The sequence below is a fragment of the Paenibacillus melissococcoides genome, assembly GCA_944800085.1.
Taxonomy (GTDB): domain Bacteria; phylum Bacillota; class Bacilli; order Paenibacillales; family Paenibacillaceae; genus Paenibacillus_B; species Paenibacillus_B melissococcoides.
Map to the genome: position 1 here is coordinate 242,593 of CALYLO010000009.1, position 12,539 is coordinate 255,131.

Below are 12,539 nucleotides of genomic sequence, written 5' to 3' on the forward strand. Positions count from 1 at the left end.
ATGAATACCAATAAGCAGCGCATTGTTGTAACCGGAATGGGGATTATGTGTCCGAACGGGAAAAACCTGGATGAGTTCTGGGAACGGGTAAAAACCGGAAAATCCGGCATTAAAGTCGTAAACAATATTGATATGTCCGATATGCTAACGAATTTGGGCGGAGAGATTGCTGATTTTCATCCGGAAGACTATTTTTCAAAAGAAGAGCTCAATGAGATGGACCGCTGCGGCCAATTAGGCGTTGTTGCAGCCAGGGAAGCGGTGACCCATGCGAATCTGCAGATGAAATCGCTCGATCCTTACCGGGTCGGAATTTCATTGGGAACCTCTCTGGGCGGGATGCTGAGCGGAGAAGAATTTCATGAGCAGTGGCTGAAAAAGGGCATTCAGCATGCGGATGAAGCTTTACTTTATAAATATCTCATTCATACTCCCTGCGATAATATTACGCGCGCATTAGGAATAAAAGGACCCAAGATGGTTATTTCCAATGCCTGTGCGGCGGGAACGAATTCCATCGGGTATGCATTGGACATCATTCGGAATGATAAAGCTGACGTTATGATCACGGGCGGGGTAGATCCGTTATCCAGATTATCGTTGAGCGGCTTTAACAGTTTGCAGGCGTTAGTCCCGACTCCTCCATCTCCATACAGCAAAAGCAACGGGGTAGTTATTGGAGAGGGAGCGGCGATCCTTGTTGTAGAAAAGCTAGAGCATGCTTTGGAACGCGGCGCTTCTATTTTGGCAGAAGTATTGGATTACGATTTATCTTCCGATGCGTACCACCAGACGGCACCGGACCCGGGAGGGGAAGGGGCGTTACGTTCCATGCAGGGGGCGTTAAGAAAAGCCAATGTCGAGAGTAACGCAATTTCTTATATTAATGGACACGGGACAGGTACCCCGGCTAATGATATGTCTGAACCAAAGGCGATTCTGGCCTTAACGGGCGACCATAAGGTACCGGTCTCATCTACCAAATCCATGATTGGCCATATGTTGGGAGCAGGGGGAGCGGCTGAAGCCGTGACGAGTATTTTAGCCATTCAGCATGGCTTTTTGCCCCCGACCATTAATTTTGACCTAGCAAGTCAGAAATTTGATCTTGATTTCGTTCCGAATGAAGGAAGAGACGAGCATCTGGATTACGTCTTGTCCAATTCGTTTGCTTTTGGGGGGAACAATGCCAGCATTCTATTCCGGAAATACCAGGGTGGAAACGAACGGGCCGCAGAAAAGCCGGTGAAGAAAGTGGTAATCACGGGCATCGGAGCTCTTGCAGGAAACGCCGCCAGCCTGGAGGAAGTGAAGGAATGCCTGCTTCAGGGGAAAAGCGGTATCTCTCCGATTGAAAAGTGGGAAGCGGAATCCTCCTCTTGTGTGAAGGCAGGTCAAATCCCTGAAATCAATTTCCGGAAAATGATTCATCCCAATTTATTACGTAAAATGGATGCGATCAGCCGGAATGCGGTTGTATCCGTCAAAATGGCATTAGAACATGGAAAACTGAAGATTGACCGTGATAATAGGGAGAAGATTGGCATCATTTTCGCTACGAGTACAGGCCCTATTGAAACCGTGGAAAGCTTTAACCGGATTATTATCCAAGAGGGGGTAAAATCAGCAAATGCCAAATTATTCCCAAATACAGTCATGAATGCAGCCGCCGGCCATATTTCATTAAATTTTAAAGTGAAAGGCCCTACATCAACGGTGTCGTGCGGCAATGTTTCCGGGATTAGCGCCCTGTATTACGCCTATTCTTTGATTCAGTCCAGTGATTACGACACGTTTATTGTTGTGGCTTCGGATGAAGTCAACAAACCGATCGTAGAGGGACATTCCAAAATCAACAGATTTTTAACATCGGACGAAATTCAACCGTTTGGCTCTGCTAGAAGCGGGACGATTCTCGGAGAAGGCAGTGTCGCTTTTATTATAGAAAGCGAGGAAGCGGCCTTACGAAGAAAGGCAAGTATTTTTGCAGAGCTCAAAGGGTTCGGGTTGACCTCGGATGACAGCAAAATCGGAAGCGTAAACCATACGGGGAAAGCCTGGAAAACATCTATGGAAATGGCCTTGCGCGAAGCGGGAATAGGTGCCGATGATATTGGCTATATTGGCGCGGCTGCCAATGGACATCCTTATTTTGACAGTGTGGAAGAAAGGGTCATTCACGGCCTATTCCGAGACAGGGTGCCCGTAAGTGCTTCCAAGTCCGTATTTGGAGAAACCTTTGCCAGTTCGGGACTTCTTTCCTTGATTAGCGCTTTATGTGCTTTCGACGGAAAAATTCCTCCGACCCAAAATGTAACCTGTCATAACGGAAGAATTGATTTTGTCACAGAAGAAGCCCGTGATGCCAAGATAGACCATGCTTTAATTAGTGCGTATTCTTATGGAGGCAACTATAATACCGTCGTCATTGGAAAGTACGAGCAATGAAAGTATAAAGCAAGCCTATCACGCGAGAGCAAGTTCTCTTGTTGTGTTATGGAAAACCTGCCTAACAGCGGTTTTTTAACCATAAATCAAAATTAATAGGGAGAGAGAGAAATGAAAGGTAGCGAAACTATAAAAATTGAGGCTACTGTATTACCCTGAGAGCAACTTTTGAAAAAAAAGTTTTACCTATAGTTGGCGCTGGGATTGTGCCGGGAATGCTGCCATAACAAACACCGCCCCATCGAGCAGAGGCAAACGCTGCGCTCGATGGGGCGTTTCTTCCATAATTTTCTTGACTGGGGTAAATTCTTATGGTAACTTAATTAACGATAATGATAATCATTATCATTGAAGAAGGCGGCTTTCATCCCATGCTTCATGCACATCTTATATTAGCAAAAGGAGGTTCCTCGTGGTTTCAAAAAAAGAGCTGCCGACAGACAGAAGCTTGCGGACGCCTGACCGGGGCCGGAAAACCGACTTGAATGAGATCAAAGAATTTATGGATCGGCATTATGATGAATCTCTGTCGATCGGGCAACTGGCTCGGATGGCCAATATCAGCCCCAAATACTTTGTCGATCTCTTCAAGAAAACCTATGGCCTCAGCGCTATGGATTACTTGACGGCCGTGCGCATGAACCACGCGAAGCGATATTTGGCTGAAACTGGAGAGCGTCTGCGGGATATTGCCTTGAAGGTAGGGTATAAGGACGAATTCTACTTTAGCCGCAAATTCAAGAAAGAAGTCGGCGTGTCTCCGTCCGACTTCGCGAAGAACGCGAGGCGGCATATCGCCGCCTGCTCCTCTGCGTTGATCGGGCAATTGCTTGCGCTGGATGTCATGCCGGTGGCGGCGCCGCTCGATCCGAAGTGGACGCCTCATTACTATCACGCCTTGCGAACGAAGATTCGATTCCATCTGATGCTTGCCGCTCCTTATGCCTATCGCCCGTTCGAAGTGAATCTGAACCAGCTGATGCAGGCTCGTCCCGATGCGATTATTGGCACTGATCATCTCACTTCCCTGGAGAAGACGAAAGTGAAGGAGATCGCTCCCTCTCTCATTCTGTCGGCGCAAGACGGTTGGCGAGATCAACTGCGGAAGATTGGCCGTTTTTTAAATAGAGAGGACAAGGCGGCGCAATGGATAGGCCGGTATGAGCAGAGGGTTCAGTCCGCCCGGAAGCAGATTGGCGAAGTGTTGGGACAGGACAAGATACTCGCTCTGCGCATCTATAGGGACCGAATCCATATATACGGGAACCGCGGACTGGAGGAGGTGCTCTATCACGACCTCAAGCTGGAATCCGCGTGCCGGCGCGGCGCGTCCAGCGGTCCGCCGTTGACATTGGAGCAATTGGCGGAGCTTGCCCCCGACCGAATTCTGGTCCTGGTATGTCCCGAAGCGTCGTCCCGCGCCTTCTGGCTGGCGCTGCAGCATTCGCCCGAATGGCGGAAGCTGAGAGCGGTAAAGAACCGGTATGTCTACCCCATTGCCTCCGATCCGTGGTGCGAATATTCGGCCGTCGCCATCACGCGGATGCTGGATGAAGCCTTGCTGCTGTTTACCGGAAATTGTCCAAATGGTTTTCTGGATAATGGCTATGGTGAATCCTTCGCCACCTGATCTATACTCAGTTCGAATGAGAATCATTATCACTTAGGGGGAGATTTACCGTGTCAAAATCTCTAATTCATGCCAAGTCCGGCTTCATGGCCCGTATGTCGGGATTACTGTGCTGCGTGCTTCTGGGAAGCGTCCTGACGGCCTGCTCGATGGCGGAGAGCGAAGCCGCGCCGACCGGCCAACCAAGCTCCGCAACCGCCTCGGAAGTGTCTGCCGCAGCGGACGACGGCCGCGCGAAGCCTTCCGGGGAGCGGACGGTAACGGACGAGCTTGGACATGAAATCACCATTCCTGCCGAGCCGAAGAACATTTTCGCTCCCAACATGGAAGACTCCTTGCTCAAGCTGGGCGTCAAGCCGGTGGCGCAATGGTCCAACGGAAACCTGGGACATGATTACCTGCAAGAGGAATTGAAAGATGTGCCGAAGCTTGATTTCTCGGCCGGGCTGCCATCGCCGGAGACGTTAATGTCTTACAATCCGGATCTGATTATTTTGCATACGGAAACCTATGCCCAGAACGGGAACTACGAAGCCTACTCCAAGATTGCGCCAACCTATGTATTCAAAAATGCTTCCGGAAATATTGAGAAATCCCTCGCTGCCATAGGAGACCTGCTCGGCAAAACCGAGGAGGCCAATCAGGCGCTGCAGGCTTATCAGCAAAAAGTGAAGGAAGCCCAGGAAAAGCTGAAGGAAGCGGTCGGAGAGAAAAAGGTGGCGATTATCCGCTTTGCCCGCAAAGGCGTCAGCCTGATGGGCGGGCAGTACTTGTGCGGTTATGTCGTGCACCGCGATCTGGGGCTTGGCATATCCGATCTCGTAGGGAATGAGAATAGCGCCAACATATCCATGGAGATTCTTCCGGAATTGGACGCGGACTATATTTTTGTCATCAATGCCTATAACCAAGGGACGGAGCGCATGAAAGAAATGATGGAAAGCCCGATCTGGAAGAGCATTCCTGCCGTCAAGCAGGGCCATGTGTACGAAGTCAGCAATAAATACTGGCTTGGCAGCGGGCTTATCGCTTACGAGAAAATTGTTGACGACACGGTTCGGCTGCTGACGCAATGAGCGGGGGGATGACATGAAACGGAACATGATTGCGCTTGAACATCTTTCGCGCCGCCAGGTCGGCATTCCCCGCGCGGAGCAATGGACGCTGCGTTCGCGGGCCGAGAACCGCACCTACCGGATTATCGTGGCGCAGCCGGAGGGGGAGCCCCCTCCTTCGGGATATCCGGTCATCTATTTGCTGGACGGCAACTCGGTATTCGGAACGATGGCCGAGGCGGTGCGCTTGCAGAGCCGCCGTCCCGACAAGACGGGAGTGACTCCGGCGATCATTGTAGGAATTGGCTATGAGACAGAGGCCTCCTATGCGCCGGATCGCTTTTACGATTACACGCCGGTTCCGAATACGGAGTACAGGTGCAGATCCGATGGAGCAGAGCTGCCTGAACAAGGCGGGGCAGCGGCGTTCCTCCAATTCATCGAGGAAGAGCTGAAGCCGCAGATCGCGAGCGAGTTCCGGATTGACCGGAATCGGCAGACGATTTTCGGGCACTCTCTCGGCGGTCTGTTCGTGCTGTATGCGCTGTTTACGAAGCCGGACGCGTTCCGGCACTATATTGCAGGCAGTCCGTCCATCCATTGGAGCAAGGAATATTTACTTGAACAGGAGCGGACATTCACGGCCCGTGTGCGGGAGGAGCCCGTCAACGTCCGGCTGCTGCTCGGAGTCGGGGAGCAGGAGAAAAGCCATGTCGCGCGCAATTGCGACAGCGCCAGGGAGCTTGCGGAACGTCTGTCTTCTCTTTCCGATTCGGGAGTGAGCGCCGTATACAAAGAATTTGAAGATGAAGGGCATGTCTCGGTGCTGCCGATTCTGATCAGCCGGGCATTGCGGTTTGCCCTGCATCCGGAGCAACAATGAGGGGTTGAGTAAGGTGGAACATGCAGGAATCAAGGGAAAAGTCGCATTGGTTACCGGCGCTGCCCAAGGCATCGGGGAAGCGGTGGCCAGAGGGCTGGCCGGACTCGGAGCCATCGTTGCGGCCGTCGATCGGAATGCCGCGGGCGTCGGGAAGCTCGCCGCCGAGCTAAGCGGCGCGGGGAATCTCCGTGCCGCCGGATACCCGGCAGACGTGGGTGACCGGGCGGCCGTGGAAGAAACGGTGGAGCGAATCGAACAGGAGCTGGGTCCGATTGAGATTGCCGTCAATGTGGCGGGGCTGCTGCGGCCAGGGCCCATCGAGTCGCTTAGCGATGAGGATTGGCAGGAGACTTTCAGGGTCAATGTCAACGGCGTATTTTATGTGTCCCGCACCGTCGTCAGACGGATGGCGCTCCGCGGTTCCGGCTCCATCGTGACCGTGGGGTCGAACGCGGCCGGAGTGCCGCGGATGCATATGTCCGCCTATGCGGCTTCGAAGGCGGCCGCAGCCATGTTCACCAAATGTCTCGGACTGGAGTACGCCTCGAACCGTATCCGCTGCAACATCGTTGCGCCCGGATCTACGGACACGGACATGCAGCGGGTTCTATGGAACGGCGAGGACGGATCCGCTGCAGTCATTGCCGGCTCGCCGGAGGCGTTCCGCTTGGGAATTCCGCTTCGCAAGCTGGCCATGCCCTCCGATATTGCCGATGCGGTGATCTTCCTCGTATCCGACCGGGCGCGGCATATTACGATGCATGAATTATGCGTCGATGGCGGTGCGACCTTGGGGTGCTGAGATAGATGGAAGGAGAAGGTTGAAATGCTGAAATATGAAGATGCGGCTCTTGCGGCGTCTGCCGCGGATCTGCTGGAACAATACCGGACGGGAACGTCCTTCTTTTTTTCTTCGCCGGAACGGACCCTGCTCGCACAGGGAGAATGGGCTCGGGTGCCGGATCAGGAGGGGCTGGACGGCTGCCATTGCCTGCCCGAGCGCGCGGCGGCGCTTCTGGCCGTGGCCAGACAGGCCGGGCATGCCATGCCGCTTGTCGCGGGCGCGATTCCATTCGCTCCTGCGAAGCCCGCGCAGCTTATCGTGCCGAACGATGTGCAATGGGCAGGACCATTGCGCCGCAATGCCAGCATGCCGGGGCAACGGCCCGTGGCCTCCGCATGGGAGGTACAGCCGATTCCGGAGCCGGAAAGGTTTATGGATGGCGTGAATGAAGCGCTGGCCCGCCTTGGCGAAGGAGCGCTTCAGAAGGTGGTGCTGTCCAGAACATTGCTCATGACGGCGCCGGAAGCTGTCGATGTCCATCAACTCCTGCGCAATTTGGCTTCCCATAATGCCCATGGCTATACGTTTGCGGTCGATTTGGCGGCGGGAGATGACGGAGCGGCGGAAGCGCGCACGGGCCCCCGCACGCTGATCGGGGCCAGCCCGGAGCTGCTTGTCACGAAGACGGGGTTGCGGGTTACGGCCAATCCGCTGGCAGGCTCCGCGGCCCGCAGCGATGATCCGAACGAGGACAAGCGCAGGGCGGCCGCGCTGCTGGCCTCCGGCAAGGACCGACATGAGCATGAAGTCGTGATTGATGCGGTCACCGCCGCCTTGCGTCCCTACTGCCGGGCATTGCATGTTCCTGCCGGGCCGTCGCTCATCCGGACGAAGACCATGTGGCATCTCTCCACCAACATAACCGGGGAGCTTGCCGATCCTGCGGTCTCCTCGCTGGAATTGGCCATGGCGCTTCATCCGACGCCCGCCATATGCGGAACGCCCACCGATCTGGCCCGCGTCGCGATTAGCGAGATCGAGCCCTTCGATCGGGGGTATTATACGGGCGCGGTCGGTTGGTGCGACGTGAATGGAGACGGGGAGTGGGCCGTCACGATCCGGTGCGCGGAGGCGGAAGGACGGACGCTGCGCCTGTTCGCCGGAGCGGGAATCGTCGCGGGCTCGAACGCGGCTTCGGAGCTTGCGGAGACATCGGCCAAGTTCCGCACGCTGCTGCTTGCCATGGGACTGGATCAAGAACAACTGTCGACGGTGAAGTCCAGCGGTATGATGTCAAGTCCCTGATTGATGAGAATTGGAAAATTTCCTTGGCGTGCAGCAGGATCAATCCCAAAAAAGGCATCACCAAACTAGACCCAGTCGAAAATTAAGTAAAATACCATAATTTAACTGGGAATTAGAGAAGAAAATTCATGAGCCAAGGCATTATTGCTCTGTCGGCTTCACCTTCCTTCTGGGCGTATAGAGTTGGTCGTTGCGTAGCAGCACATCGACCAGACGCACAAGTTTTCTTGCCGTTAAGACGAGGGCACGTTTGTGTTGATGCTTAGGGACTTCATTGAATTTCTTCCGGTAGTACTCCCCGAATTCCGGGTCGCGGTTTTTTACCGAGTTGGCAGCTTCAACAAGGTAGTAGCGAAGGAATCGGTTGCCGGAACGAATGCGCTTTGTATCTTCCGCCTCGAAGGAGCCGGATTGGTGCTTGCGCCACGTCAGACCCGCATACTTGGCCAAGGCGGCTTGATCCGTGAAGCGGTCGATGTCGCCGATCTCGGCCAGGATGCCTGCGGCATAGACCCGATCAATGCCCGGAATGGAACGGAGGCACTGGCTGCTGGAAATGCCGTCTAAAATGCGCTCAATCGCCTTGTCGAGCTCTTTAAGCTGACTCTGGATGCTCCGGATCGACTGAATTGAGGTGCCCAGCACCAAATCAATGGAATCCTCGACAACCTTCGAGAGACGGTACGAGGCCCGAGCCGCCTTTTGAATACAGCGGGCGACGTGTTCGGGATCGGGGAAACGATTTCTCCCCTTGTCCTTGAGATAGTCAGCCAAACGGGCGACATCCATATTCGCCATCTCATCCAGACTATACTTTTCCGAGAGCATTTCCATGATGGCATGGCCGAACACGGAACTGTCCACCTCCGCGCGAAAAGCATTGCACTTGTAGAACAGATTTTGCAAAAAGTATTGCTTCTCGCGGGTAAGGTTGTGTACGAGATGGAATCGCATGCGAGTGAGCCGCTGCAAGGCGATGTACTGTTCCTGCATCACGATAGTCGTCGTGAGTCTGCCAAAACGCAGGCGGTCTGCAATGATCCAGGCATCGATGCGATCGGTTTTGTCCAGGTCGGCATAAGCGTCTTTGAATTTGTTAATCAGCTTCGGATTAATGGTGAACACCTTGGCATTCAATTGTTGAAGGGCCTCATCTTCATGCAAGTACATGGCTGGATGCCAGCTGTAGACGGATGTGGCTTCAAGCCCGATATGAACCTCAGAGCAGGCTGTCTTGACCGCAGCAGAAATGATGCGATCCCGCAAGTAAGAGGCGCCGTGCAGATTGTTGGTGGTCTTGAAGGTCTCCAGGGTGTCGCCATCCGATTTCATCAAACAGGCTTCCAGTTCTTCGGAACTGACGTCAATACCGACAAAAAGCTTCAAGAGAATTCCTCCTTTCTATAAGGGATTCAGGGAACGGACTCTCCGGACTGTCTCCGGCGCACTCGCCGATCAATCACCCTCGCATATGAGAACACGCTTCGGTTCATGAGCTGCCCCGACGCTGCTACAGTCGGGCATGAGTTGCCGAAGGGAACAGCCAGCGGGTAAGAAGTGCAAGCGAGTACCGGAGAAACAGACTTAAAAAGTAGATTGGACTACAGGAGGGAGACGAATTTCCCCGAATGGAACCCTAAGTTCCATTGTCCAGAGACATTCCGGAAAGTCCAGTCCCCATATTAATTTTCAATGTGCAAGCTGGAAATTTTGAAGGCATTCTATGTTCCTATAAAGGACTGGAAAAAGACTCAAAACTGCCTTCAGGAAATACTATACGAGGAGGGATGAGCATGCTGCTGCCAGGATGTTCTGCATGGCCGGAAGAATGGGCCGAACGGTACCGCCAGCTGGGATGCTGGCGCGGAGAGACGTTCGGCCGGATGCTGCGGCAGCGCGCCTCGGCTCACGGGGATCGCGTTGCGATCGTCAGCGGCGATCGGCGGATAAGCTATGCGGAGCTTGACGCCAGCGCGGACCGGCTCGCTGCCGGATTCCGCAACATGGGGATACGGCCGCGGGATCGGGTTATCGTTCAGTTGCCGAATATTCCGCAATTTTTTGAAGTTATTTTTGCGCTGTTCCGGTTGGGCGCGCTGCCCGTCTTTTCCTTGCCGGCCCATCGCAAGAGCGAGATCGTCTATTTGTGCGAATTCACGGAAGCGGCGGCTTATATTATCCCTGATATCGACATGGGATTTGATTACCGCGAGCTTGCCGACCAGGTGCGGGAGGCGGTTACAGGCTTGCGCCACGTGATTGTGGCCGGGGATGCGGGAAAGTACGCGGCGCTGGACGATCTGTATGCCGAGCCTGCGGACGACATCGAGGGACCGCGGCCCGGGGATGTTGCCTTTTTCCAGCTTTCCGGCGGGACGACCGGGCTTCCTAAGCTGATTCCCCGCACGCATGATGATTACATCTACAGTCTGCGGGTGAGCGCCGAGATCTGCGCTTTGGATGAGAACAGCGTCTATTTGGCGGTGCTTCCCGTCGCCCACAATTATCCGCTCAGCTCGCCGGGAACGCTGGGAACGCTCTATGCCGGCGGCAAGGTCGTGCTGGCGCCTGGAGCGAGTCCCGACATCGCCTTCCCCCTTATCGCGCAGGAAGGCGTCACGATTACGGCCGTCGTGCCGCCGCTGGCCTTGATCTGGCTCGATGCGGCGGGCTCCCGCCGTGATGACCTGTCTACTCTTCAGGTGCTGCAGGTAGGCGGAGCCAAGTTCAGCGCGGAGGCGGCCAAGCGGGTACGCGACGCGATGGGCTGCACGCTGCAGCAGGTCTATGGAATGGCGGAAGGGCTGGTGAATTATACGAGGCTGGATGATCCGGAAGATATCGTCGTGAACACGCAAGGACGGCCGATGTCGCCATATGATGAAATCCGGCTGGTCGATGACGATGACCGCGAAGTCGGGCCGGGCGGCACGGGGCATCTGCTGACGCGCGGACCTTATACCATCCGCGGCTATTACAAGGCCGAGAAGCATAACGCCAGGGCGTTCACGACCGACGGATTTTACCGTACGGGCGACCTGGCCCGATTGACCCCATCCGGCTATCTGGTCATTGAAGGCCGCGCCAAGGACCAAATTAATCGCGGCGGAGACAAGGTGGCGGCAGAAGAGGTAGAGAATCATCTTTTGGCCCATCCCGGCGTGCATGATGCGGCGGTGGTGGCGATGCCGGACGAGTTCCTCGGGGAGCGCACATGCGCCTTCGTTATTCCTTATCCGTCCTCGCCGCTGACGGCTGCTGAACTGAAAGCCTTCCTCCGGGAGCGAGGGTTAGCGGCATACAAAATCCCCGATCGCGTGGAGTTCACGGATTCGTTCCCCAAGACGGGGGTTGGCAAGGTCAGCAAAAAGGTGCTGCGCGAGTTCATTGCCAATAAGCAGAACACGCTCGCCAATCTGTCAAAATAATGATGAAAAGAGGAGATGTTATGGCTCTTCCTTCTATATTGCCTTATCCGATGCCTGCGGAACCGGACCTGCCGGCGAACAAGGCGGCCTGGACGCCCGATCCGAAGCGGGCCGTTCTTCTGATTCATGATATGCAGCAATACTTCGTCGACGCTTTCAACGCGGATGAATCGCCTGTTCCGGAATTGTTGGCGAACATCCGGAAGCTTCGCACGCAATGCGCCGCTCTCGGCATTCCTGTCGTGTATTCGGCGCAGCCCGGCGGACAGAGTCCCGAGCGGCGCGGATTGCTGAGCGATTTCTGGGGGCCGGGCATGAACGACGGGCCTTATCAGAAAAAAATTGTGGAAACGCTGGCTCCCGGCGAGCATGATATCGTAGTGACGAAATGGCGCTACAGCGCGTTTCAAAAGACAGAGCTGCTCGATATCTTGCGCCAGCGCGGCCGGGATCAATTGATTGTGTGCGGCATTTATGCGCATATCGGATGCCTTATGACCGCATGCGAAGCATTTATGCAGGATGTGCAGCCTTTCTTCGTCGCCGACGCCGTCGCGGATTTCTCGGCGGACAAGCATCGGATGGCTCTCGCTTACGCGGCCGAACGCTGCGCGGTCCCGATAACGACCCGGCGTCTCCTCGAGGAACTGGCTCGCCTGGGGGATTCGGCGTACGAATCGGACTCCGCACCGGGGTCTGAACCGAGCCTTAATAGGCCCTCTGAAGGCGGACCCCGGCCATTGACGCGGCAAGCGGTGCGCGTTGAAGTGGCCGGACTGCTGCAGGAGCATCCGTCCAGAATTGCGGATGATGACAACCTGATTCATATCTGGGGACTGGACTCGATCCGGATTATGAGCCTGATCGAACGGTGGCGCCGCGGCGGAGCCGAGGTAAGCTTCGCGGAGCTGGCCGAACGGCCCACATTGGCCGACTGGTGGCAGCTTCTCTCTTCCCGGATGAGCCGCTCTTTGCCGAACCGCGATTATTTTACCGTATAAAAGGA

9 protein-coding genes are annotated in these 12,539 nt (G+C 55.0%); 8 read left to right on the top strand and 1 reads right to left on the bottom strand.

The features are described from left to right. From OCY70_RS27475 to dhbC, 6 genes are all read left to right on the top strand, one after another. Positions 1 to 2,448, top strand: coding sequence for a beta-ketoacyl-[acyl-carrier-protein] synthase family protein (locus OCY70_RS27475; RefSeq protein WP_213427688.1), 2,448 nt, complete (start codon positions 1 to 3; stop codon positions 2,446 to 2,448). A 412-nt stretch (positions 2,449 to 2,860) separates the two neighbouring features. Then, positions 2,861 to 4,078 carry a helix-turn-helix domain-containing protein gene (locus OCY70_RS27480; protein ID WP_213427687.1) on the top strand — a complete coding sequence of 406 codons (1,218 nt, stop codon included), beginning with the start codon at positions 2,861 to 2,863 and terminating at the stop codon, positions 4,076 to 4,078. A 50-nt stretch (positions 4,079 to 4,128) separates the two neighbouring features. Continuing rightward, positions 4,129 to 5,154: an ABC transporter substrate-binding protein gene (locus tag OCY70_RS27485; RefSeq protein ID WP_213427686.1), complete on the top strand. Its 1,026-nt coding sequence runs from the start codon at positions 4,129 to 4,131 to the stop codon at positions 5,152 to 5,154. A gap of 13 nt (positions 5,155 to 5,167) precedes the next feature. Further along, a complete protein-coding gene (locus OCY70_RS27490) occupies positions 5,168 to 6,016 on the top strand; it encodes an alpha/beta hydrolase (RefSeq protein WP_213427685.1) in 849 nt (282 codons plus the stop codon). Positions 6,017 to 6,029: 13 nt separating this feature from the next. Further along, a complete protein-coding gene (locus OCY70_RS27495; RefSeq protein ID WP_213427684.1) occupies positions 6,030 to 6,818 on the top strand; it encodes a 2,3-dihydro-2,3-dihydroxybenzoate dehydrogenase in 789 nt (262 codons plus the stop codon). A 24-nt stretch (positions 6,819 to 6,842) separates the two neighbouring features. Continuing rightward, complete coding sequence (gene dhbC / locus OCY70_RS27500) at positions 6,843 to 8,105, top strand: isochorismate synthase DhbC (protein ID WP_213427683.1); 1,263 nt, start codon at positions 6,843 to 6,845, stop codon at positions 8,103 to 8,105. Between the two features lie 141 nt (positions 8,106 to 8,246). Here dhbC and OCY70_RS27505 read toward each other — a convergent pair whose 3' ends face one another. Next, positions 8,247 to 9,491, bottom strand: a complete 1,245-nt coding sequence (locus OCY70_RS27505) for an IS110 family transposase (protein ID WP_261944499.1) — start codon at positions 9,489 to 9,491, stop codon at positions 8,247 to 8,249. Between the two features lie 407 nt (positions 9,492 to 9,898). Between OCY70_RS27505 and OCY70_RS27510 the strand changes: the two genes are divergently transcribed. Together OCY70_RS27510 and OCY70_RS27515 are read left to right on the top strand one after the other, a co-directional pair. Beyond that, positions 9,899 to 11,533: a (2,3-dihydroxybenzoyl)adenylate synthase gene (locus OCY70_RS27510; RefSeq protein WP_373871483.1), complete on the top strand. Its 1,635-nt coding sequence runs from the start codon at positions 9,899 to 9,901 to the stop codon at positions 11,531 to 11,533. A 20-nt stretch (positions 11,534 to 11,553) separates the two neighbouring features. Further along, positions 11,554 to 12,534: an isochorismatase gene (locus tag OCY70_RS27515; RefSeq protein WP_213429257.1), complete on the top strand. Its 981-nt coding sequence runs from the start codon at positions 11,554 to 11,556 to the stop codon at positions 12,532 to 12,534. The last annotated feature ends 5 nt before the right edge of the window (positions 12,535 to 12,539 follow it).